The 25,530-nt window shown below is 33.1% G+C and carries 14 protein-coding genes; 9 read left to right on the top strand and 5 right to left on the bottom strand.

The features are described from left to right. The first annotated feature begins 1,128 nt into the window (after positions 1-1,128). The 6 genes from OM074_RS19260 to OM074_RS19235 all read left to right on the top strand — a co-directional run bounded on the left by OM074_RS19260 (position 1,129) and on the right by OM074_RS19235 (position 15,195). The gene (locus OM074_RS19260) at positions 1,129-2,985 is read left to right on the top strand and encodes an MrcB family domain-containing protein (protein WP_301202239.1); all 1,857 of its coding nucleotides are present in this window, start codon (positions 1,129-1,131) and stop codon (positions 2,983-2,985) included. A gap of 3 nt (positions 2,986-2,988) precedes the next feature. Beyond that, a complete protein-coding gene (locus tag OM074_RS19255; RefSeq protein WP_301202238.1) occupies positions 2,989-5,259 on the top strand; it encodes a DUF2357 domain-containing protein in 2,271 nt (756 codons plus the stop codon). Positions 5,260-5,897: 638 nt separating this feature from the next. Further along, positions 5,898-6,911, top strand: coding sequence for a LamG-like jellyroll fold domain-containing protein (locus OM074_RS19250; RefSeq protein WP_301202237.1), 1,014 nt, complete (start codon positions 5,898-5,900; stop codon positions 6,909-6,911). Between the two features lie 763 nt (positions 6,912-7,674). Then, on the top strand, positions 7,675-12,513 hold the full coding sequence (locus tag OM074_RS19245) for a RecQ family ATP-dependent DNA helicase (RefSeq protein WP_301202236.1): 4,839 nt from the start codon (positions 7,675-7,677) through the stop codon (positions 12,511-12,513). Between the two features lie 205 nt (positions 12,514-12,718). Further along, positions 12,719-14,248, top strand: a complete 1,530-nt coding sequence (locus OM074_RS19240; protein WP_301202235.1) for a Fic family protein — start codon at positions 12,719-12,721, stop codon at positions 14,246-14,248. 200 nt (positions 14,249-14,448) lie between these two features. After that, positions 14,449-15,195 carry a metallophosphoesterase gene (locus tag OM074_RS19235; RefSeq protein WP_301202234.1) on the top strand — a complete coding sequence of 249 codons (747 nt, stop codon included), beginning with the start codon at positions 14,449-14,451 and terminating at the stop codon, positions 15,193-15,195. A 17-nt stretch (positions 15,196-15,212) separates the two neighbouring features. Here the strand turns inward: OM074_RS19235 and OM074_RS19230 are convergent, their stop codons facing one another. After that, a complete protein-coding gene (locus OM074_RS19230) occupies positions 15,213-15,449 on the bottom strand; it encodes a DUF4248 domain-containing protein (RefSeq protein WP_301202233.1) in 237 nt (78 codons plus the stop codon). Between the two features lie 21 nt (positions 15,450-15,470). Between OM074_RS19230 and OM074_RS19225 the strand changes: the two genes are divergently transcribed. Beyond that, positions 15,471-15,908: a hypothetical protein gene (locus OM074_RS19225; protein ID WP_301202232.1), complete on the top strand. Its 438-nt coding sequence runs from the start codon at positions 15,471-15,473 to the stop codon at positions 15,906-15,908. A 35-nt stretch (positions 15,909-15,943) separates the two neighbouring features. On the opposite strand, the gene OM074_RS19220 is transcribed toward OM074_RS19225, so the two are convergent. The 4 genes from OM074_RS19220 to OM074_RS19205 form a co-directional block, all read right to left on the bottom strand. Then, a complete protein-coding gene (locus tag OM074_RS19220) occupies positions 15,944-20,206 on the bottom strand; it encodes an SMEK domain-containing protein (RefSeq protein WP_301202231.1) in 4,263 nt (1,420 codons plus the stop codon). A 75-nt stretch (positions 20,207-20,281) separates the two neighbouring features. After that, positions 20,282-20,755 (bottom strand): hypothetical protein, encoded by a 474-nt coding sequence (locus OM074_RS19215; protein ID WP_301202230.1) that lies wholly within the window; start codon positions 20,753-20,755, stop codon positions 20,282-20,284. 89 nt (positions 20,756-20,844) lie between these two features. After that, positions 20,845-23,256, bottom strand: coding sequence for a DEAD/DEAH box helicase (locus OM074_RS19210; RefSeq protein WP_301202228.1), 2,412 nt, complete (start codon positions 23,254-23,256; stop codon positions 20,845-20,847). A gap of 89 nt (positions 23,257-23,345) precedes the next feature. Beyond that, complete coding sequence (locus OM074_RS19205) at positions 23,346-23,714, bottom strand: helix-turn-helix domain-containing protein (RefSeq protein ID WP_301202227.1); 369 nt, start codon at positions 23,712-23,714, stop codon at positions 23,346-23,348. A gap of 714 nt (positions 23,715-24,428) precedes the next feature. Between OM074_RS19205 and OM074_RS19200 the strand changes: the two genes are divergently transcribed. Continuing rightward, positions 24,429-24,704 carry a helix-turn-helix domain-containing protein gene (locus tag OM074_RS19200; RefSeq protein ID WP_301202226.1) on the top strand — a complete coding sequence of 92 codons (276 nt, stop codon included), beginning with the start codon at positions 24,429-24,431 and terminating at the stop codon, positions 24,702-24,704. 17 nt (positions 24,705-24,721) lie between these two features. After that, the coding region (locus OM074_RS19195; protein WP_301202225.1) for a type II toxin-antitoxin system HipA family toxin at positions 24,722-25,530 on the top strand (809 nt) is incomplete at its 3' end.

Below are 25,530 nucleotides of genomic sequence, written 5' to 3'. Positions count from 1 at the left end.
ATTTGAGCATCTGCTGCTTCCATCACTCCTAAAGTACCCAGTGAACCGATGGCGAAATTTTTAAGTTCATGCATCTTTCTGTTTTTGTAACCTCCTTAAAATTGATCAGGTTTTAAAAGAGGTTGGGTTAAACATATATCGGCCGAATTTTTAGTTAACTAGTTATTTGTCAATGGTCATTAGTCAACAGTCATTAAACTATAAAGCTGAATCCTACCGCACCATAACCATTAATAATACTTCTCTACAAGCTGTAAATCACTTTTAAATTTCAACTTTTAACTTTCAACTAATTTGTATAGTGCTAAAGTAGCGTGCAGAGTAATGCAAAAAAATTACTGTAATTTTACAGTAACTTTTTTCGCTTGTAACGTGTTGTTAATGAGGTAGAATGATTTTTGGGTAGAATCGGGTTTGAGCCGAAAAGGTGTAAAAAAGGGCTGATATTCACGAAAATCGCTAAAAACGACAAAAATATTCATCAAAATCGCGTTTTTAGCCAAAAATATTCACGGTTTTGTCGTTTTTCGGTGTTTTTTATGCATTTCTTTGCTATGGCTTTGCATTTCTATGCTATGGCTTTGCTATTTCTATGCATAGTCATTGCTAATCCTATGCATGTTTATTGCTATTTCTTTGTATTGTGGTTGTATTGTGGTTGTGTTGACTATGCACATTCTTTGCTTAGGCATTGCTTCTAAGGAACCGAAGAAATACCATAAAACAGGCATAGTAAAACCATAGTAAGTACGACGTCATATGCTTGGTATACCATAGGAGGGGAAAAGGATTGGTGGAGAATGGGGGGTGGTGGTTAGTCCCACTTTTATCAAATAGAAATGTTGGTATTTTGACTTTTAATACAATCATTTGAATATTTATTTGACATAATTGCTATCTTTATGGCTCTTAAAAAAATATGAACTGCAAATGTCTATGTCTGATTGTCAATTTGTTATGTTGATTAATTGAAGAGTAAATTTGGTTGCGTACTAATTATGGCAAAGTAATCAGGTATGTGTTTATGAGCTAGAATGTTAATAATCCGAACTCAAAGAACGTACTAAAATTACCAAGATATTAGACACACAGGATTTAATGATTTCAATAAGAGATAAATAACTATTTATGAATATACCTCAAAACATTACACAAGAAGATTTAATAAATGGAGCTGAAAAAATTATAAACGAGGGTATACCTTCTAAAGCTCATTCAAGCACATATGATGTATTTTATAAAAACAAGTTATTACCTCCAAAATTAATTGTTTCTTATGCAAATATTTATAGAAATGGAAATGAACTAGAGCGTGATAAGTTTGAGGGAGGAGAGAATACAGAATGCTTTAAATTACTTCATAAATATGGATTTAAAATATATAGAAAAGACAGTGTATATCCTACATTAATGATGTTTTTTGAACAAGCTAAAACAGGAGAGTTAAAAACATCTAAATACCCAAAGAAAATTAAAGGATTAGAATGTAAAATAAGTTTTGGGCAAGGTAATCAAGCAAAAATACCTTGGATTTCACTTTTAAAACACCCCAATACTACAAGTAAAGGTATTTATCCTGTTTATCTTTTTTATAAGGATATTAATAAGTTAATTTTAGCGTATGGAGTAAGTGAAACAAATAAACCATTAGATAGCTGGGAGATTAAAAATCCTAAAACAATTTCTAGATACTTTGAAGAAAATGAGTTTGGTAAGCCTAATCGGTATGGTGCTTCATTTATTTATAAAGTATATAATGTAGATGATTTGCCCGATGATAAAATAATAGATAACGATTTAAATAAGTTAGTTGAATTTTATTTGAATAATACGGAGAAGACAGAAATAGAAAAGAAAGTATCGGGACCATTTGAAAGACAATCTTTTATTGATTGTTTACAAAATGCCGGTTTATTGTTAAATCCTAAATTAGTAACACGTTTTATCTCATCCCTTATAACTAAACCTTTTGTAATCCTCTCTGGACTATCCGGTTCAGGAAAAACCAAACTCGCACAAGCCTTCGTTCAATGGATTAGTCAGAACGAAAGTCAATACTGTATTGTTCCTGTTGGAGCAGACTGGACAAACAGAGAACCATTATTAGGTTATCCTAATGCATTAAAAACAGATGAATACGTTAAGCCCGATAATGGAGCGCTGAATGTAATAATTAATGCGAATAATCATCCCGAATTACCGCACTTTCTGATTTTAGACGAAATGAATCTAAGTCATGTGGAACGTTATTTTGCTGACTTTTTAAGTGTAATGGAATCAAAAGGAGAAATTTCACTTTTTGCAGAAGGAACGGTTAACAATGGTGTTCCTGCAAAGCTTACATTACCATCAAATTTATTTATAATAGGAACAGTCAATATTGATGAAACAACTTATATGTTTAGCCCCAAAGTATTAGACCGTGCTAACGCAATTGAATTCCGTGTTACAAAAGGTGAAATTGAAAATTTCTTTGCCAATCAACAAACAATTGATATGGAGAAACTGAAAACTCATGGAGCGTCAATGGCACAAAGTTTCCTTAATTTGGCTGAAAATAAAAAGTTTGATGAGGAGGACATAGCTGAAACACATAAAACTCTAGTAAGTTTCTTTGAACAATTAAAAAAGACAGGTGCTGAATTTGGCTACAGAAGTGCAACAGAAATAATACGTTTGATTAATCAACTTAATGTTATTGATGACAAATTAAGTTTAGAGGAAAAACTTGATATTGCTATAATGCAGAAGCTTTTGCCAAAACTACATGGCTCACGTCGCAAACTTTGTCCGGTACTACTAACATTAGGAAGCTTTTGTGTGGATGACACAATCATTAAAAACATAGAAAAAGATATTTTTAAAAATGAGGATTTCGAATTTAATATAGAAAATGGGGTTCGATATCCAATATCCCTTGAAAAAATAACTCGTATGTACAATGGCGCAATTGAAAATGGCTTTGCCAGTTATGCAGAGGCTTAAATAATGGAAGTAAAATCGTTTGTAAATATCAATCTTGACCATATTGAAGAAGGTCTGCAACTTGCCATAGATGCTAAAGTTGAAAATACTTTATTCCTATCATCTGATGCTTTAGAGAACGGAGAGGCAGAATACCAATTAGTTGAAGGTTTTTCGTATGATTATGAGTTGAATAAGGATGATTTTTCGCTGGCAAAAGACCATATAGTACAACCTCATTCAAGAAAAAGATATCTTGGATTAATTTCTCCCAATATCTATGTAGGAACATTAACTTTAACTGTATTAAAAAAGGATAAAGAAGTTGGTTACGTAAATGTTGAAGTGCGGTCTGTTAAAGCCGATTATCGTGATGATTACCGCGATATGCTTGAATTAATAACAGAAAAATGTACTGACTTGCTTATGCAAGCCAATTCTCCCGTAACGCATAATTTTGAGACAGATTTTGAAAAGGACAACGAAACTCTTTATCAGAAATTTGCCTTTATAAAATCTATTGTTGCAACTGATGAATTTGCAGAATCTGTACATCGAATTGTCTCATCACCAGTAACAAAATGGAAGGAAACATCAGAACAGAAAGATGTCAGAAATATCAGACGTTTTAAGAACTCTAACATAAAAGAGCTTATTACTGGAAGTAAACGAACGCATTTGCCTGATAATCATTATCTACATAATTATGGATTAAAAAGCTTGCCCGATAAGATTACTGCAGTCAGAAAAACGGATACAGTAGATACTCCCGAAAACAGATTTGTAAAATTTGCTTTGGAAAGTTTTTTAAAGTTCGTTTCTGACATTAATAAAAAGGCAAGAAAAGAGTCCAAACTATGGTTGGAATCTGACCTGCTGGAGAAAGCATTAGAATCCTTTTTACATCATTCGATTTTTAAGGAGATTTCACGCCCCGAAACGTTAAGACTAAACAGCCCTGTTCTACAGCGGAAAGAAGGTTATCGTGAAGTTTTGCGAGTATGGCTGATGTTTGATCTTGCGGCAAAGCTTGTCTGGAAAGGTGGAGATGACATCTACAAAGGAGGTAAAAAGGATATTGCCACTTTATATGAATATTGGTTATTCTTCAAATTGTTGGATTTGTTTAAGTCAGTATTTGATATTGAACACAAAGATATTTCAGAGCTTATAAAAGAAACTTCAGATGGACTAAATCTTCAGCTCAAACAAGGTAACCACACTGCATTGAGAGGAATTTTTAATACTGGAACTCGTAAATTAAATATTAGGTTTAATTATAATCGGTCGTTTAGCGGACAAAAAGATTACCCTCATTCAGGCAGTTGGACAACAACAATGCGCCCAGATTATACTTTGTCATTTTGGCCACATGGAATCTCTGAGAAAGATGCTGAAGTTCAAGAACTCATTGTTCATATTCATTTTGACGCTAAGTATAAAATTGCAAATCTAACTGATATACTTAGTAAAGAATCAGAAGTAGATATAGATACAGAGAAAAACGAAAATCGAAAAGGGGTATACAAAAATGCCGATTTATTGAAAATGCATGCCTATAAAGATGCTATTCGCAGAACTGGCGGTGCATACGTATTATATCCGGGAGACACTTCTGTAAAGAAAAAAGGTTTTCATGAAATTATCCCGGGTTTAGGAGCTTTTCCTGTCCGTCCATCAAAAACAGACGATGGAATTAATGAACTTAAGGAATTTATACTCGAGGTCATTCAGCATTTTGTAAACAGGGCATCTCAGCGAGAAAAGATTGCTTATCGCACGTATGATGTTTATAGAAATAAGCCACAAAAAGATGACGAAGTAAACGAAGCCTTACCAGAAACATATGGTAAAAACAGAAGCTTGATTCCTGGTGATACCTATGTTCTTGTTGGTTTCTATAAAAAAGATAATCTTGAATGGATTCTCCATAGTGGATTATACAATGCCAGAGCAGACTGTAATAGGGGATCATTAAGATTAGGTCCGGGAGAATCTGGAGCTAAATATTTATTGTTACATGCAGCAGGTGAAACAAAAACAGGTAGATTAGTAAAAGTTATAGAAACTGGTCCACGAGTATTTTCTAAACAAACATTAATTGATAAAGGTTATCCATCAGAACCAACTCAAAATTATTACTTAGTCTATAAGATTCATGAAATAACTGAAGAAGAATTAAAGAATCAGAAATGGGATATAACAAAGCTTGAAAAATTCAGACAAGGAAGAGCTTCTGCATTGCCATTCTCTGTTACTTTAGCAGAATTAATGAAAACAATAATAAAAGAATGAATTACTTGAAAATGTACACCAGCTATTCCATGAAAACTTGTTGTAGGATAGATTCTATAGAATTTTTAAGAGAATTGGAAACAAGCAAAATTATTGATGAGTGTATAGAACACGATGCAATAGGTATTTAATCTCAAATGAATAAACGGGACATTTGAGATCTGTAAAAACGAATTGTTTTAATTAAACTAATACATTTTCAGATAGTTATGTTTTTTTTATGAAGGGGACATTAAGGGGTCAAAAACTTATATAAAGAAACAACAAAGGAAATCATCAAAAATATTTTAGAGACTTTGGAGCTTGAAGGTCAAAGTTATGAGGTAGGAGAAATTGTAAGGGATAACTGAACAATCTATTTCTGATATGAATTCATTTTTTTAAATGATGTGCGTTCTGGAATCAATTTCCCCAGTTGGGGGGAAGTACCACTCAAAGATGTGGGGGAGGGGGTGGCTATTTTGGTTTGATACTACCATTGATAATGGTAGGTTTTGTCAATTGATGGATTATTTTGATAAAGTAAAACAGGCCTGAAAACACCCTGTTTTACAGTGGCCTCATTGTTATAAGTAAATTCTGTTTAAAACAATAATTTTATTAGTTTTGGGCTGTTTAAAATAACTAAAACCATACATATGAAGAAAATTTTACTACTTGTTTATATTATATTTTGCGTTGTAGCGCTAAATGCACAAAATGCACTAAGTTTTGACGGTGTTAACGATTATGTTTCTGTCCCTGATGGAGGGGGCGTAAATAACCTGCAGACAGGAACTATTGAAATGTGGGTAAAATGGGTTGGAACAACTCAGGATCTGGGTTATAGCGGAGCATACGGGGCAGTGTTAGCGCGTCAGAATAATAGTGATTTCAGTAATCAAATAATTGCGTTAAATGGAGCCAACCCCAATAGTGCGAATGTAATTTGGAGGCCCTATTATAGTGGAAGTACAAAAACTGTATTGACAAGTTCTGTTTCGCCAGGAGAAAATACCTGGATTCATTTGGCGATTACTTATTCATCAGGGAGTCATATCATGTATATTAATGGAGCACAAGTGGCAACATCTGCATCAACAGGTTCTGTGGCGGATAATATATCTGTTCCATTAACGATAGGTGCCTGGGTTGGTGATGGAGGAAGCTACTCTTGTAGTGTGATTGATGAAGTAAGGATTTGGAGTGATATCAGAACACAAACAGAGATTAGCAATAATATGAATATAGAGTTGGTTGGTAATGAAGAAAACTTAGTGACTTACTTTAATTTTAATGAAGGTAATGCGGGGGGCGACAATGAGAGTGTTACAACGGCCACAGAGCTAGTATCCGGGAACAATGGAGTACTTATAAATTTTGATTTATCAGGATCAACATCTAATTGGGTAAATGATAATGATTACATTACTTCATCTAATGAAAGTGTAAAGAATATCCCGTTGTCGGTATTTCCAAACCCCTTTAAAAATTATATTCAGGTTAAAGGTTTTATTGGCGAAAAAATGTATACTATATGTAACTTGTCGGGTAGTGATGTAAAAAAAGGTTTGGTTTCTGAATCACAAAATATAAATGTAGAGGAACTTTCTAACGGTATTTATATTTTAAAGGTTTATGGTGAAAATCCTGTTAAGTTGGTAAAAAGATAACTTCGGTTTATAATATTATATTTTGTATAAAAGCACATGGTTAAATTTTTGACTATGTGCTTTTTTTATGGGTGATTTTCTGAAAGAAAGTTAGATAAAATAAAAAAGCCCGCCTTCGCAGTGAACTGCTTCGACGGGCATAAGCGGAGAGAGAGGGAACTGAAAATTTGCTTTAAGTGCCCAATTATCAATATTTTACGAATTTAATTTTTAAAGTCCTCTGTAAGTCCACCAAAATAGTGTAAAAATGCCCGTTTTATACCGATTACCAATCACAGAGCTATAAAAGATAGCTCTGTGATTGAGTATCGGCATTTCCCATAATGAAGATGAGTACTTGGACAAAATGCGATTTAATGAACTCATTTCCCTCCCAAAATAGCAAAAAGGAACCGAACCTAAAAATGGATTTTTTGTCCAGTTTTTTATTTAAAAAACTGGCCGTTGTTTAAGCCAAATTTCAAATATAAAATGGTCTACTTTAATTAAAGTTAGTAGTAGGTTTAGGTTTAATTATGTCTTCATATCCGTAGTTAGACTACTATAATATTGGCATTTTTAATACTAATGATAAATAATATTTCTCTGTAATTATCCTTAATATGTCAAATGAGATAGTATATCTAAATATCAATAGGTGTTATATATGTCACAAAAAATTACTAAATATGTGACAAGAAATTAATGTAAGTGATAGATAGAGTAAGATTTAAAATTTATGAAACGGATTAATATAATTTAATTAGAGCTCAGAAGAAGAACAATGAATAATATCGTTTTTATAGATACCGAAATAGATGTTAAGAGTAAAAAGATACTTGGTGCAGGTGGTACTAATGGGAACGGATTAACATTGCATTCGAGCTCTATTTCGGAACTGGTAAATTTCATAAAGAATAAAGAGTATGTATGTGGTCATAATATCATTAACCATGATTTGCCATATATAGAGAAAGCGATCAATCAGAATCTAACTGGAATTAACGCTATTGACACATTATTCTTATCACCTCTATTATTTCCAACTAAACCTTACCATGCTCTACTAAAGGATGATAAACTACAAACAGAAGAGTTAAATAATCCATTAAACGATGCTATTAAAGCTAAAGATCTGTTTAATGATGAATTATCAGCATTTCACGTTATTGATGATGATTTAAAACAGATTTATTATGCGCTACTTGCGGATAAAAGGGAGTTTTCATCATTTTTTGATTTTGTAGGTTATTCAATTTTTAATGATGATATCTTCAGCTTAATCAAGAAACGATTTGAAGATAAGATCTGTCAAGATGTTGATTTAGAAAAATTGGTGCTTCAAACACCGATAGAATTAGCTTATTGTTTAGCTTTAATAAATACGAATAGTAGGTACTCAATAACACCACCGTGGGTAATTAAGAATTATTCAGAGGTCGAAAGAGTTATGTTTTTGCTCAGAAACAATCCATGTTTGGGAGGGTGCGGATATTGCGATAAGGTGTTAGATGCAAAAGGTGGATTAAAGAAATATTTTGGATTTGACACATACAGGACTTATGGAGGAAAAGCATTGCAAGAGCAAGCGGTTAATGCTGCCATTAGCAATAAATCTATCTTGGCGGTTTTTCCTACCGGAGGAGGTAAGTCAATAACTTTTCAGGTACCGGCACTTATGAGTGGTGAAAGTGTTAAGGGCTTAACGGTAGTTATTTCACCTCTACAGTCTTTAATGAAAGACCAGGTAGATAATCTGGAAGGTTCAAATATAACGGAAGCTGTTACTATTAATGGGTTACTTGATCCTATAGAAAGGGCAAAATCTTTCGAAAGAGTTGAAAGCGGATCTGCTTCAATTCTATATATTTCACCTGAGTCGCTTCGGTCTAGGTCAATTGAACGTTTGCTGCTTGGAAGAAATATAGTAAGATTTGTAATTGACGAGGCGCACTGTTTTTCTTCATGGGGGCAGGATTTTAGAGTTGATTACCTCTATATTGGAGATTTCATAAAGTCATTGCAGGAAAAGAAGAATCTTGAAAGTAGCATTCCGGTTTCTTGCTTTACGGCAACGGCAAAACAAAATGTAATCCAGGATATAAAGGATTATTTTTTAGAAAAATTATCGCTGAGATTAGAAACTTTTAGTTCAAAAGCATCCCGTACAAATTTAAGTTATAAGGTAATCCCAAAAGAAAACGAAGAGGATAAATACGACACATTACGCAACTTGATTGATGGAAAAAACTGTCCAACCATAATTTATGTATCCCGGACAAAAAGATCATATCAGATTGCAGAAAGGTTATCCAATGACGGGTATTTAGCAAAGCCATATCATGGCAAAATGGACAAACAGGAAAAATCGGAAAACCAGGATGCATTTATTCGTGGAGATGTTGATGTGATGGTTGCCACTTCTGCTTTTGGGATGGGAGTTGATAAAAAGGATGTGGGAATGGTGATTCATTATGAATTGTCTGATTCTCTGGAAAATTATGTGCAGGAAGCTGGCCGAGCAGGTAGAGATGAGAATATAACCGCTGATTGTTATGTTCTTTTCAATGAGGAAGATTTGAGTAAGCATTTTATCCTGCTCAATCAGACCAAGTTGAATATAAAAGAGATTCAGCAAATCTGGAAGGCTATAAAAGACATTACCCGATTTAGGCTAAATGTATCTAATTCAGCATTAGAAATCGCAAGAAAGGCCGGATGGGATGATAATGTGGTGGAAATAGAGACAAGAGTAACTACTGCCATATCTGCGCTGGAAGAAGCAGGATATCTAAAACGTGGGCAAAATATGCCAAGAATTTTTGCCAATAGTATCCTGTCAAAGAATGTCCAGGAAGCTATTGAGAAGATTAATTTATCTGAAAAGTTTAATGATAGGCAAAAGGAACATGCTGTCCGGATCATTAAAAAACTGTTTTCCAGTAAAAATAGAAAGCAAGCAACAGATGAAGCTGCAGAATCAAGAATAGATTATATTTCAGATCACCTGGGTATTGTTAAGGAAGAAGTCATAAATGTAGTTAACTTGTTGCGGGAAGAAAAAATACTTGCCGACACAAAAGATTTAACAGCCTTTATTAAGTGTGGAGAAAATAAAAACCGTTCGTTAAGTATTGTCAATTCTATTAGTAGAATAGAGAAGTTTTTAGTAACTCAGTTTGAAGAACAGGAAAAGTCATTTCATCTTAAAGAGCTAAATGAACAGGCTGAAGAAAGTGGATGTTCTGATGTGTCACCCAATAAGATTAAAACCATTATTAACTTCTGGGTAATAAAGAATTGGTTAAAACGTAAGCAACACGATTATTCAAAGAACCACCTGACAATTTTATCGAACTATTCAGAATCGGAACTAAAAAAGAAATTAGAAAAACGGCACGAGTTAGCCAGCTTTATTGTTGAATATCTGTATTTGAAGAGTAATGAAAAGCTTACCCTTGCAGATAAAAATAAAGAACAAATATTAGTAGAGTTCTCTGTTCATGAGTTGAAAAAGGAATACGACAACCAAAATGCTCTGTTTAAACTTAATGTCTCGTTGGCAGATGTAGAAGATGCGTTGTTTTATTTATCAAGAATTGATGCTATAAAGATTGAAGGTGGGTTTCTTGTTGTTTATAATAAGTTAAGTATTGAACGGCTGGAGCAGGACAATAAAAAACGGTATAAAGTTGATGATTACAGGAAGTTAAATCAGTTTTATGAAAACAAAGTTCAGCAGATTCATATAGTAGGTGAGTATGCTAAAAAAATGATTCGGGACTATAAGGAAGCGTTACAGTTTGTTGAAGACTATTTTCAGCTTAACTATGCTTCATTTCTGAATAAGTACTTTAAAGGGAGCAGAAAGGATGAAATAAAAAGAAATATTACTCCCTCAAAATTCAGACAGTTATTTGGAGAGCTGTCGCCTGCTCAGTTAGGTATCATTAAAGATAACGAGTCACCTTATATTGCAGTGGCTGCTGGTCCCGGTAGCGGAAAAACAAGAGTGTTGGTTCACAAACTAGCTTCCTTATTGTTGATGGAAGATGTTAAACATGAGCAATTGTTAATGGTTACCTTTTCAAGGGCTGCAGCTACTGAGTTTAAAAAACGCTTATTTGAGTTAATTGGGAATGCAGCTGCATTTATTGAAATAAAAACCTTTCATGCATATTGCTTCGATTTATTGGGAAAGGTTGGCACAATTGAAAAATCGCAAACAATCATTAATAAGACTGTCGAGAAAATCCAAAATAAAGATATTGAACAAAACCGAATCACGAAGACTGTTCTTGTTATCGATGAAGCTCAGGATATGGATATTCATGAGTTTGAGCTTATAAAGGCCTTAATGGAACACAATGAAGAAATGAGGGTGATTGCTGTTGGCGATGATGACCAGAATATTTATGAGTTCAGAGGAGCAAGCTCTCAGTATCTGGAACAATTTATTTCAGAACAAAAAGCCAAAAAAGTTGAACTGATTGAAAACTATAGAAGTAAAGCTAACCTTGTAGAATTCACAAATCAGTTTGTCGATAAGATTACTCACCGCCTTAAAGAAACTCCAATCGTTCCCCATACAAATGAGACAGGGCAGGTTAAGTTAATTAAGTACTCAGCTTCGAATCTTATAGAGCCTGTTGTTAGAAACATCCTGTCATCAGATTTAATCGGAACAACTTGTGTATTGACGCATACAAATTCTGAAGCCTTACAAATCACAGGTCTCTTGATTCATGGAGGTTTACAGGCTAAGTTAATTCAAACCAATGAAGGATTTAGCTTATATAATTTAGTAGAAGTACGATATTTTATTGAGCAACTTAGTTTTGCTGAGGAAAAGTATACCATTACTGAAGAAGATTGGAAAGCCGCAAAGCGTAAACTTTGGAACAAATATAAGGAAAGCACTAAAATTGATATATGCATTAACCTGATTAAGGATTTTGAATTAAGCAACCCGAAAAAGAAATATCAATCTGATTTTGAAGTTTTTGTTAGGGAGTCTAAGCTTGAAGACTTTGTGAGCACAAATGGAGAAACGATTTTTGTATCCACCATTCATAAAGCGAAAGGTAAAGAGTTTGATAATGTGTTTTTAATGCTGAATGGGTTTAATCCGGATTGTGATGCAAAGAAACGTGAGTTATATGTTGCTATGACCAGGGCAAAACAAAACCTGACGATTCACATAAATGGTAACTACCTTGACGATATTGCTTGTCAAAATTTAGAACGAATAAATAATAACTCACAATACGAGCCTTCGAATTTATTGGTAATTCAGCTTTCTCATAAAGATATTTGGCTCGATTATTTTATTTCCCGTCAGAAATTAATTGCTAACTTAAAAAGTGGTGATATACTAATGGTTAATAACGATGGTTGCTTTGACGAAAATGGAAACTGTATCCTGAAATTTTCAAGTAGGTATAATGAAATAATAAGCAACTACCAGAATAGGGGCTATAAGCTTAAAGAATCGGTAATAAATTATATAGTGTACTGGAAGAAAGAAGAGTTGGAGAATGAAATAAAGATTGTTTTACCGGAGTTGAAGTTTATCAAGGCAGATATTCAATCAGTTAATTACACTCCGGATTACCTTGTGTAGACCACATTTAAGGATCTTTCTGTAAAGATGATATCTTTTGTATTTATTTGAATATTAGATATGTGTGGTTATATACTAAAAGTGGCACGTGGTTATAAACTAATTTTACTACATTTGTATTTACTAAATTCAATACGTGTACATATACTAAATATGATACATGGACAAATACTAAAAATAATACAGGTTTTAAGTAAAGGAAATCATGGCAACACCACAAGAGAAGCTTGCGAAAGCTTTGGAAGCATTACAAGAGTTACAGCAAGATAATGATGTTATTATAATAAATGCAGATGATCTGCCAGCTCCGCATAAAAAGCTATTGAAAGACAATGGCTTTATTAAGGAAGTAATTAAAGGGTGGTATATTTCAACTCGGCCTGATGAACGAGAAGGAGATACAACATCATGGTATATGTCCTTCTGGAGATTTGTTTCTGTATATGTGAATTCACGTTTTGGTAATGATTGGTGCCTTTCTGCCGAACAGTCTTTGCTTTTGCATAGTGGCAACACCATTATCCCAACTCAGCTTTTGGTTCGTTCTCCAAAAGCCAACAATAATATAGTACAGTTACTTCATGGCACTTCAATTCTGGATAACAAACTAAAAATTGTTGATGAAGAATCACGTATAACCAAAGATGGATTACAACTTTATAGTCTGGAGGATGGTCTTGTTGCTGTTGGAGAGGACTTTTTTACCAGATATGCAACAGATGCCAGGGCTTGCCTTGCTATGGTTAAAGACGGTTCTTTTTTGCTCGAAAAGTTACTTAATGGTGGGCATAGTGTGGTTTCAGGCCGTTTAGCAGGGGCACTTAGAAATATAGGTAATAAAAAATTGGCTGATAATATTCTTAAAACAATGAAATCAGCAGGATATGATGTACGTGAGAACGATCCTTTTACTGAACAATTTGCTATTAAGCTGAGTACGAGAGATGCTTCTCCTTATGCAAATCGGATGCGTTTAATGTGGCACAATATGAGAGAAGTAGTAGTTAGTAACTTTCCTGCACCAAAAGAATTGCCATCTGATATTAAGGCTTATTTAAAAGAGGTAGAAGACAACTATGTGGATGATGCATATAATTCCCTATCAATAGAAGGGTATCGGGTTACTTCTGAACTAATTGAGAAAGTGAAAAGTGGCAATTGGAATCCTAAAGATAATGAAGTAGATCAAGAGGCTAGAAATGCAATGGCTGCAAGAGGGTATTATCAAGCATTCCAGTTGGTTAAAGAAAGCATAAAGTCAATATTAGAAGGTGAGAATGCAGGAGAAGTCGCAGATGATAATCATGGGGATTGGTACAGGGAGTTGTTTGCTCCAAGTGTTACAGCTGGTCTTTTAAAAGCAGGTGATTTAGCTGGTTATCGTTCCGCTCAGGTTTATATTAAGGGATCAATGCATACACCACTTAATCCGGATGCGGTTCGGGATGCTATGCCTGTTTTATTTGACTTGATTAGAGAAGAAACACATGCTGGAGTTCGAGCTGTTTTGGGGCATTTTTTATTCGTATTTATCCATCCTTATATGGATGGGAATGGCCGTATTGGGCGTTTTCTGTTTAATGTGATGCTGGCTTCCGGAGGTTATTCTTGGACTGTTGTTCCTCTCGCTCAAAGAGAAACTTATATGGCAGCATTGGAGCAAGCAAGTGTTCATGGCGATATTACCTATTTTGCTAAGTTTTTGGGAGGATTAGTGCAAGAAGGTTTAAAATAAAATAAACTATACCACTTAGGGTATAATATCAACATTTATAGTGATCATTATACCCGAATGGGTATTGTCAATGCAATTATAGAATGAAACGAACATGAATTTTGTATTCTAAATTGCATACATTAGAATAATTAAAATTCATAGAGAGTTCCCTGTCTGCCGACAGGCAGGCATCTGATAAATGAAGATATATTTAACAGATGAAAATACAGATCATTAGCGATATACATCAAGAGTTTGGGTTTAATCAATTTAGTTTTGACAATGCTGACATTGTTGTGTTTGCTGGTGATATCAATCTTGGAGTAAAAGGAATAAATTGGATGGTGAAAGAAATACCCAATAAACCAGTTATATATGTATTGGGTAATCATGAATACTATAAGGGATCTTACCCTAAAACATTGCTAAAGATTAAAGAAGTTGGGAAAGGAACAAATATTCATGTGTTAGAAAACGAATCGATAGAGATTGATGGTATAACATTCCATGGAGCTACCCTTTGGACTGATTTTTCAATATTCGGTAATCCAATGAAATATGGAATCATTTGTCAGGAGAAGATGAATGATTATAAGAAAATAAGAAGAGATCATTCATATTCACGTCTAAGAACCATAGATACTTTTCATCTTCATAATCAATCCATATCATGGCTTAAAAAAAGTTTAGTTGAATCTAAAACAGTTACAAACATTGTAGTAACGCACCATGCTCCAAGCATAAAGTCAGTGCCAGATCCATATAAGGAAGATCCGGTGTCTTCTGCATATGCTTCCAATTTAGAGGATTTTATTATTGAGCAAAAACCTCAGTATTGGATTCATGGCCACGTGCATACACCTGTGAGATACAAGATTGATGAAACTGAAGTCATCTGTAATCCACATGGGTATATTGATGAGAAATATAATGGTTATGAAAAGGAACTAATTATAGAAACCTGAGCAGCCCCAATCCGGTCTTAAAGCCTCTCAAACTCTTCCTGACTAATACAAAAATGTTCCAGAATAACCTCCAACTCTTTGAGTGTATAATAATGGGCTCTCCTATTTCTGGCTAATAAATCGAGTTTGGAAGTTAATTCCGGTGATTGTTTTATTTCTTTCCTTAATAATTGCATGGCAGAAGTTGTATTTGAACTTTGTGGGTATAGTTTTTTAGCTAAATCTTGTTTTAATATTGTTCGGGGTAATATCATCGTATTGCGTTTAGCACTGCTTTGAAGAAACTTGGTCAATACGTCGAGATAGGAAAAAATCTAGGTAGCAGAAGAGGGGATTATTTTGCAGATCAAAAGAAGTATGAAGAAGAATGTTATAAGAAAAATGTTCAAATCGTTGAGCAGCTAAATATTTTGTTCCCTGGTTATGAATTTAAGATTGATAGTTATAGTATTGTTGCGCAGCATTTTCCTATTAAAGATTTTACGTTGTTGTTTTCAGGTAACTTAGAATTGGAAGTACCGATGTATAAACCATATTTAAGGAAATATATCTTAACTTCTTTAAAAGCCACTTTTCCAGAGTATAGATTCTATTTGAATGCTAATAATATAAAGATGTATCTACAAGCTAAAAGGGTTATTAACGGAAGAGAGGATGATGATAAGATCATGTTGTTGAAGGAAACTGTTAAGTTGATACAAGATTATGAATGAGATCAATCGCTTATATACTATACTGTGGAGTTATGCTAAAGTGACTTTGTAGTATATAGCTCTGGTAATAGCTGTTTTAAATCTCGGTGTGCTCTTCTAAAACTTACTTTTTTGTCAAGCTCTATGTGGCATTTTTTTGTAAAATCCTTGTGCCAATAGATGATGTTCTTTTTATTTTCTTCATTTTGACCATCTTTCTTAACAGAAGTAAGCAATTCTTCTATTTTTAAGATTAAGTCATCTATTAATCCTTCTTTGAATAGGTCAAAAAAGCGATTAAAAATGCTTGGAATAAAATTACTTCGATCATTGTTTTTGAACTTCTTTCCAACACTGATAATGAGAAGTTCACATAGAAAATCGTATAATAAACTTGGATTTATTTCCTTGACTTTTAATTGTTCTAAAAAATTGCCGTTCTCATGAAATCTATCACTTAATGCTGTTTGTCTCTTTTTGAATTCTTCCAGGTACATACTTAATGCTTCCTCCGGTTCGTAAGGAAGTAATCTTATAGTTACATGGTTAATATCCATTTCAAGTTCCATCATTTTATTCTTAAGCCATTGTGTTACAGCCGAAGGGTTTGACTGCGTAATAAAATCAACAACCTCCCAATCAATTTGATTGTTAAGTTGAATCAAATTTAAATACCCTAAGATATCCTGGTTGTATATGCCTCCCTGATTAATATAGAGTTTGAATACTCGATTTCTTAAGTAGTATTCAACTTTTGAAGTTGTTAAATAAGGTAATAAGGCATCTATATCTATAATCTCGGAATGATCTTCCAGATATTTAATATACTCTTGTAGGCTAATTGAGTCATAAATTCCGGCCTTGAAATTAGCTAATAGCTGTTCATTAAAAGAGATATCCCCTAACTCATTGATTAGAAACATGCTTAAAGAGTGTTTTTCTTCTCTGTTATTTCTAAGAGCAAATTCATTGAAGTACCCAATAAATCTTACTAGTTTGTTGCAATTTAAAGTGCTTGTTGGTGGTATTCTTGTGAATATCGTTAATACTACATAATATTGAAATAAGTTGTTAATAGAATAACTTTGATTTTCATGCCATGTTATTGGATTATCGAAATTGACATTTTTTTCCGTTTCATTACACCATGTTATAATCCAATCCAGATTTTCTTTTGGAATTTTATTTTTTGATGAGTTTATAGCACAGTTGAAGTAATAATTTAGTTGATACCACTTCCAATTTTCTTCTTTTTCGATAGTAGAGAGGATATGATCTTTTTTTTCTGAACTATCTTTTTTAATAAAATCCCTAAGAAGGTTTAATATTATTTCAAGGTGTGGAGCTATAGGTCTTTCGTAATCATAGTATTCCATTTGGTGAATGGCATCATAAGTAATCGGATCATGAAAGTCATTAAAAACTTGTTTCAAATAGGTAATAAATCTTTGTTTGTCAAGTAGTAATTCCAATTTAAGCTTCCTCTTCTCTTTCCTTTGTACTTTCCAGGGATCAGGTTTAGGAACAAAAGCATTGTTGTACCTGACATTTAATGAAGAGTAAAATTGATCATACATATCTTGATCGAATGATCTTAAAGCATTACCAAACCTATATATTTTCCAGTCATCTATGCCTTTAGAGTCGTAAAGGTCAAAAACACTTGTGATTCTCTCCGGTTCATAAAGCATGGCGGGAATACAAAAATGTGATTTATCCCATTCATTACTATTGGCTGCTTCTCTCAGATGGAGTTCAAATAAGTTATCGTTATCATTTAACCTAATTAGGTACGGTTTTAGATGCAGAATCTGGGATAAATCTTTACTAAAATAACTTAGTTTACTTCCTAAATAATTTATGAGATTGATATAAGTGTTTTGATAATCTTTCTCATTTTCAAATAATTCAAATGCCTTCTCGTTAATGACGCTAAATAGGTCTTTCCAATTTTCTTCTTTATCCCATATTTTATATTCTGATCGCTCATTCTTAAATTCCATTAGCTTAAGAAGGAATTCATTAAAAAGAGTTGCAGATTTGACCTGCTTAATCAATTTAGGATAATAGTAAACTGTACCCAAGGAATTTTCATTTAAAACAGCATCCAATGTATTGATTAAGAAAGTGGCGCTTAAAGTATATTTTTTTACATCACCCAGATAATCAATAAGAATGGATAGACTACTTACTGCTTTAAGGTCTAACGTGTTTTTTGTGAGGTTATTAGTTATGTTGGAATTATATATCTTCCACTTATGTAACCCTTCAATAATTCGAGAACCAATTGATGTTTTGTAGAATACGGGATATAGTGATGAGTATAGATCCGTAATAGTTGTTTTATAAGGAGATATGTTATCTCTGGTATTAACAATTTCTATGATATCTATCTTAAGATCTTCACAAATATCATCAGGTTTTAGATATGACAATAAAAGTTCAAGAGCATTATTGTTATTATTGATGTCAATAAAGCGTGCAAGGTCATTGATCGTATATCCATCACCCCAAATCCTTAAATTGTCACCTTTATGCTTATCGATTAGTTTTTGAAGAACGGAAGTTTTTGCTGAACACGGTATTTTGTCAGCTTCAAATTTTACTAATGAACTATTATCATGCCGTATTAGCCACTCTGAAAGTTCTTTGAAGCTTAAGTCATCTTCGTCAGCTAGTGTAAAATAGAATGATACGGTGTTTAACCATCTGGGGCGTAGTTTGTGATGCCTTGGAATTAGAATTGTCGACTTAAGTGTATTCCAATCTACCTCTTTAAGACACAACGCAGCGTAATATTCCATGAAGTTGTTGTGCTTAAAACGCCATGTATCACAGGTTTCGTTGATAGGTTCTAGCAGTATACGCTTTAAGGAATCTAGAAGCAGAGTTTCAGGGATTAATTCTTGTAATTCTTCATCTTTGAGTTTATTAACTCCTGAATATTGCATAAAGAAAGCTAGCTTTTTAAATTCATTATCAATTTTAGCCTTATTGTTTTTTATGAAGCTTTTTATTGTGCCAACCTTTTGGTTTTCATATAAGAATTGCCTTTTAACTAGCTTCTGTAAAAAGTCAACTCTGGATTCTGGTAGTATTTTATCACTTAAGTATAATGTAAGCAGTTCTACTAAGAAAAATGGTGTTTCAATTAAGGTCTTAAGGCCTGAATTAGTAAGGGTAGATAAAAAAACTTCAGTATCTGCCCCAAGTTTGTATCTTATAAAATCAACTCTGTTGTCTTCAGAAATTCTATCAAGGAAATATATTTTGGATGGAAAGTCGTTATTATGATCATCATTAACTTCTAAAGGGAAGAAGTTTGTTCTACATGAGGTAATTACGTTGATATTGGGATTACTCTTAATAAAGTTATTAATTTCCTTGTAGACTTTGTCGAACTGACTATTGTCAACCTCGTCTAAGCCGTCAAAAATTATAACAAGCTTAATGCTTTTGTAACAGTATTTCCAATTTTTGCATTCCGTATTAATTAGCTCTGTTAGACTGTTGACGTATGCAATAAGTCGAACTTTGATACATAATACATTTTCATCAAGAGCAAGTTGGTTTGCTAAATGATCTATAAAGGTTGTTTTTCCTTCACCAGCGTTTGCTAGTATAGCAATGTGTTTCGTTTTATCATTAAAACACTCTAATGTAAAATCTTTTCTATACTCAATACTGGATGAAATAGTCCTGGGTATAAAGTCTAGATTAAAAGAATAAGGATACTGATGTGGACGGTTTATTATGCCAGTTATAGCTTGTTCTATTTTTGTAAGAGTTATGGTGTTGTCGATTTGGAGTATTTTGTCAATTAGTTTATCGAAATCCCAAATGTGCTTGTAATTAAACAAGCTTTTATCAATATCTATTTGTCCTTTTTCTGTATTAACATTTAGAGGAATGTCATTATCAGTTAATTCGGGAGGTATGCCTGTGGCAATAAAAAGATGAAGTTTGTTAATGTTCCTTAGGTCCGGATATTCATCTTTGTATCTATTCTTAAAGAAGGTTTCAAGTGTATGATTAATTTTGTTTTTTACTCCTTTCTTGTCGTTAGTTATTGTGATTTGCCAGGCAATTCCGTTGATAGAATCCGCTAAATCAACAGATGGGTAATTTGGTTTCTTATAATTAAGATTATAAAGTTTATATTCTGCTTCAAATACAATGTTTAGTAGTTGTTGTATATGCAGTTCCGCTATCCAGGCTATTGATGTGTCGCCTATTGAATAACGTTTCTTTATATCTTGTTGTAGAGATCTTAACTGATCCGAAATGCTTTTTATAATTTCTTCTATAGGAATCTTCATTCAGGTATCGATTAGCAATGTGTGCAATTGTGTGCTAATCAAAAATACTAATAATAGGATAAAAAAACTTATAGATTACAACAACCTCTCTTCCAATTGTCCCTTCCAAGTTATAAATCCCTTTTTATCATCTGAATAATCATGGAATATCCTGTCGAAATTTTCCGGTTGATGTTCAATAAAGAACTGGCGGCCTTTATTGCGGATGATGTTTAAGTCTTTATTAATTGAGTTGAGACGTTCATTTAAATTGTCTTTGTCAATATGCCAAATATAGGTAGCTTCTTCCGTATTTAATGTTTCTGCAATTATGTGATATTTTTCTACGCCTTTTAGCAGGAATACAAAGGAAAAGGGAGATAGAATAAATCTAATTTTTAGGATATTAGAAAGATGGTGATTTAACAAGTATTTAATTTGTCTGTAATGTTTAACAGATTCATCTTTAAGTATCTCAATGATTAACTCATCTTCAGAATGGTATAAGTTATTTCCTTCTTGAAGGTCAGTTAAATCAACAATATTTGGTTTGGTGGGCTTTGAACCCAATATATTCTTGTTTAAGAATTGAAACTTAACACTGTCTATTATTTCTGAGGTAATTCGGTCAATATGTGTTGATGTGGCATCCTGGGCAATTAATCTACCATCTTTAAACTCAGCATAAATATCAGCTTCAATATTTTGATATTTAACTGCTTGGCAAAATATGATTTTAGGATAGTGAATTCCGGCCTTATAGTATCATTATCAATTGAAAATTCAATGAGCTCCCCTGTTTCTTTGTCAACATAGTTAAAAAGAACACAACCATAATGAAATTCTAAATCATCAAATTTGAGTTTTACCTTTTCTCTTATTTCATTAACTGTAGGTTGGGGATCTTGTTGATTATCTATATCATCAAATAGAGAACGTAGCTTTTCAAGCTTTCTGTAATGCGCATTTCTTTTAAGGAACATCTTATTCAGGTACTCATTTTTATAATCCCTGTAATCATAGATGGTTGGAGTTATTTCCGATCGTTGAACACGACCAATATACTGGATTAATTTACCTTTAAAGGAGAAAGGATAAGCAAGGAATAACCTGGAAACATTTTGAATATCGCTTCCTTCTCCAAAGAATTGTCCTGTAGTTATTAAAACGTCATAATTACCGTCATTTAATACTTGCCATTTGTGGTTCTTAGAAGTTGTAGAGTCTTCTCCACTTAGCGTAACTGTTTCGCATTGTTGTTTAAGGATCTGGTTTATGGTATTGATATGCTCTTTCCGTTCAGTAATGATAACACACTTATTCCCATTGTTCAATTCAGCTTTAACATCGTTAATTATTAGAGTGTTCCTGGCTAAATCATGTATGAGAATTTGAGAGAGGGTTTCAAAAGGATCTGTCTTTGAATTAAAAGGAACATCAAGTTCTGTATTTCTAATAATTATTCTTGGTTGCTGAGTATTATTAACCTCATTGAGTTCAACTTCACATATAGTATTGCCTAAATGTATGGATATTAGTTTATCCTCAGTATGCTTTCTAAAAGGTGTAGCGGTTAATCCATACAAATAACAGGTGTTTAATTTATTGATGGTATCGGCAAAAGACTTGGCAGGAATGTGGTGGCATTCGTCAATTATGATTGTTCCAAAAGTATTTAATAAATCATTAGAATCCACTTTATCAAGTTTCTTTGCAAGAGATTGAATCATTGCTACTGTTATTGCTTCTCCAATTTTTAGTTTACCTTGTCCGATAGTGCCAATTTTGTTTTTTGGGATTCCAAGGAATGATTGAATTATATCAATCCATTGATCTGCAATTTGCTTCCTATGTACCACAATTAATGCTGGTTGTTTCTTTTTTGAAATCAATTTTAAACCAATAATGGTTTTACCACTACCAGGAGGAGAAACGATGATTCCAAAGTCTTTTTTAGATGTAGCTTCAATGGCGTGTTTTTGGTGTTCTCTTAATTGAATATTACAAGTGTAGGATATTTCTTTGAGCTTATTTCGTTCGTCAATGAATTCAAAATCAATATTTTCCTTGTTGCAAAAAGCAATTAGTTTTCCTGCCATACCACGAGGTATTAAGACTTTATCATCACTTTCTTCGATAAAATTGAAATACGGCTCAATATTATGTGTGCTCTTACCGATCTTTTTCTTTATAAAATACTCTGTATTTGTAAAATTTAATTCCTCCTTTAAAAAGTTAATCAGATTCCTGTTAATTCCCGATCTGTTCAGAATGATTTTATTTCTTACAGCAATGATTAATTTGCCCTTAGTTACTTGTATTGTTGATGGAACAGAAGCTTCTCTAAAGTTGTATTTTGATAATATTTGGTAGAATTTTTCAGAAGATAGACGTTTAACTATCTCTAAGAACCGCCACTGATTTTCAAATGCATTAAAGCTTGATGCATTTATAAAACAATTATTCCCCTGTTCTAAAGTGAGTTTGTTAAATGGAAGAGCAATTAAATTGCCAAAACCTTTACCGGAAAGGTAATCCTGGTTAGGGAATAGTCTGTCAAAGCTTGAGAATTTATCAAATTCGGAAATAATACCACATTCTTTTAGTAATGCTAAAAATACTTTTCTTGTTTCTATTGCGGGTAGTGGTTTCTCGAAAAAGATCCAGACATGAGCACCTTTACTGGAACGTGAACGTTCTATGTATGAAGGAATGCTATATTCATTACATTTTTTTTGAAAGAGTATGCATTCTTCCTTCCAGTTTTCTTTATCAAAATCTGCAACAATAAACCAAGAACTATTATCTTCCAAAAGAGGATAGATGCCAATAAAATGTTTTCCTTCAAGATGTAGTTTAATTTCGTTGGATGTGAGGGGTTTTCTAACCTTGTCTTTAAAGTTTGACAAAGTACCACCGCTTATTTTATGTTGTTTGTAAATATAAGGATCGTAGCTGTATGCAGGCATATAACCTTTCTTACTTCCTTTCTCCCAACGGATAGCAAAGACATCTTTGCGACATCTAAAGAGTTGTTGAATCAGTTCTATATGATGATCTATATTGCTCATTAAGTTTTAGATAGCTAATCAATACAAAGAAAATAATATCTATCGAAAATGGAGTCTTAAAATAATGAGTTTAATCTGCCGTAGGGGGATTAGAACTTACGAGGATTTCTCAAGATATAATCAGAAGCAGCTCTTTCTATATCTTTTCTATAATACCCTTTGGTTTCGGTTAGCCATTCTTCTAACTCTTCGGTTTTAAAGTATAAACGTTTGCCTTTTTTATAATGAGGTATTTCACCATGACATACCTTTCCATAAATTGTTGATTTGGATAATCCGATTAATTCTGATGCCTCACTAACATTTAAGATACTTTTTCCGGTTTCATTATCCTTTAAATTATGTGGAGATTGGTTTTGTTGATAGTTTCTTATTATCGCTTCTGCGAACTCAATTAAGTCTTGTTTTGTAACTGTAATGTTTATCTGCTCAGGTAATTCTTCTATAAAGTTTTTCATGATATCAGGATTTTACTATTTAAATAACTGTTAACTAAAGATATCAAATCAATGATTGTAATTGAGGCCTGTTATTAAATTCCTCTATATTAATTAAATTTGAAGAGCTCGGGTGATGCTAAAAGACATATTTTGAGATGTAGTGCTCAGTACTCCAACTGAATTTAATTGGTTTTTTTTTGTTACAACAGCATAATCGATATGTCACGTTTCAACTGGTAAAAAATGTGACATACATAAAAAGCAAAACGAAATGTTTTTACCCATATTAACATTTCATTTTTCCAATAATAATCTTCAAAAACAGGTGAATTCGTTGTATTAGTAAATAGAAATGTGATCAATAAGATTAGATTTGATCTAATGAAAATAGTTTTTTAGTTGAGGTGCTCAGCACCCCAACTGAGTTATATTAGATTTTTTTCAACTGGAGTGCTGAGCACTTCGGTTGAAAGAACTGATGAAATTCAAGTAATTCTAAAAAGGAAATTTTTAGTTTAGGACCACAGGCCTCCAACTGATATAATGTACCTAATAAATGTCATCCTGTAATATGGTGGTTAATATATTGGCTATATTATAAAAAAATAGCTATATTTGACTAATATATTAGCTATACCGATTCTTTAATGATAATGAAGTTGAATCTTAGAATTAATCATTAATAGTTCGGCATAATACCTGATTTTATATTTTCTTATTAGGTGGTATTATATGTATTCGATTAACCCAACACCTCATGAAATTGGTAAGGAACTGGCTAAACGCCACAAAGCCTTACGTAAACAATTAAAATTATCTCAATCAGATATGGCAGAGAGATCTGGTGTCTCTTTAGGTAGTTTAAAGCGTTTTGAAACTACCGGACAAATATCTCTGGATTCATTGCTTAAGTTAGCTCACCTTCTTGATCGATTAGACGATTTTAAGTCAGTTTTTCAATCCAAAGAAGATTTAGGCAATATTGAGCATCTTTTCTCAACTAAATAGTAGGTAAAGAAATTGTTATGGAAAATATCAACAATATTTTAGTGTCTTTGGAGCTTGAAGGTCAAGGTCATGAGGTAGGAGAAATGGTAAGGGATAACCGAACAATCTACTTTCGCTATAATGCTGATTTTCTCAAATGTGGTCTTAATATTTCACCAATTAAGCTGCCTTATAATAATGAAATCAATTTCGCCGGCTCAGAACCCTTTGATGGGCTGTATGGTGTGTTTAATGATTCGTTACCTGATGGTTGGGGAAGGTTGTTGTTAGATCGTTCCCTTGCATCGAAGGGAGTAAGTATGCAAAATATAACTCCATTGGATCGATTAGCTTACGTTGGTGATAAGGGGATGGGAGCTTTGTGTTACAAACCAAAGTATGATGAAGATGTTGCAATTTCATCTGAAATAGAACTGGATATGATAGCCAGGGAGATGGATCAAATCTTAAGAGGAAGCGATTCGGATATAATAGACGAGCTTTTTACTTTAGGTGGTTCTTCAGGGGGTGCACGTCCTAAAATATTTGTTGGGTATAATAATGTCACCAAAGAATTAATGCATGGTCAACAAAAGCTGGCAGATGGTTTTGAAGATTGGCTTATTAAATTTCCATCGTCGTCTGATCCTAAAGAGATTGCCAATATTGAATACGCTTACCATAAGATGGCTTTAAAAGCCGGATTAGTAATGAGCGATTGTAAACTATTTACAGGTCGGTCGGGACAAACTTACTTTGGTACAAAACGCTTTGACAGAATAAAAGAGAAAAGAATTCACATGCATACTGCAAGTGGATTGATGCATGATAATTTTAGAATGAGCAC

The organism is Plebeiibacterium marinum, from assembly GCF_026013615.1.
Classification (GTDB): Bacteria; Bacteroidota; Bacteroidia; order Bacteroidales; family Marinilabiliaceae; genus Saccharicrinis; species Saccharicrinis marinus_A.
Note: the sequence above shows the minus strand (reverse complement) of the source record. Positions and strands in the feature narration are given on the sequence as shown.

Bases quoted from the DNA above. Each gene is read 5' to 3' on its own strand.
- OM074_RS19260 (WP_301202239.1), top strand. From the start codon at position 1,129: ATGAATATACCTCAAAACATTACACAAGAAGATTTAATAAATGGAGCT.
- OM074_RS19255 (WP_301202238.1), top strand. From the start codon at position 2,989: ATGGAAGTAAAATCGTTTGTAAATATCAATCTTGACCATATTGAAGAA.
- OM074_RS19250 (WP_301202237.1), top strand. From the start codon at position 5,898: ATGAAGAAAATTTTACTACTTGTTTATATTATATTTTGCGTTGTAGCG.
- OM074_RS19245 (WP_301202236.1), top strand. From the start codon at position 7,675: ATGAATAATATCGTTTTTATAGATACCGAAATAGATGTTAAGAGTAAA.
- OM074_RS19240 (WP_301202235.1), top strand. From the start codon at position 12,719: ATGGCAACACCACAAGAGAAGCTTGCGAAAGCTTTGGAAGCATTACAA.
- OM074_RS19235 (WP_301202234.1), top strand. From the start codon at position 14,449: ATGAAAATACAGATCATTAGCGATATACATCAAGAGTTTGGGTTTAAT.
- OM074_RS19230 (WP_301202233.1), bottom strand. From the start codon at position 15,449: ATGATATTACCCCGAACAATATTAAAACAAGATTTAGCTAAAAAACTA.
- OM074_RS19220 (WP_301202231.1), bottom strand. From the start codon at position 20,206: ATGAAGATTCCTATAGAAGAAATTATAAAAAGCATTTCGGATCAGTTA.
- OM074_RS19210 (WP_301202228.1), bottom strand. From the start codon at position 23,256: ATGAGCAATATAGATCATCATATAGAACTGATTCAACAACTCTTTAGA.
- OM074_RS19205 (WP_301202227.1), bottom strand. From the start codon at position 23,714: ATGAAAAACTTTATAGAAGAATTACCTGAGCAGATAAACATTACAGTT.
- OM074_RS19200 (WP_301202226.1), top strand. From the start codon at position 24,429: ATGTATTCGATTAACCCAACACCTCATGAAATTGGTAAGGAACTGGCT.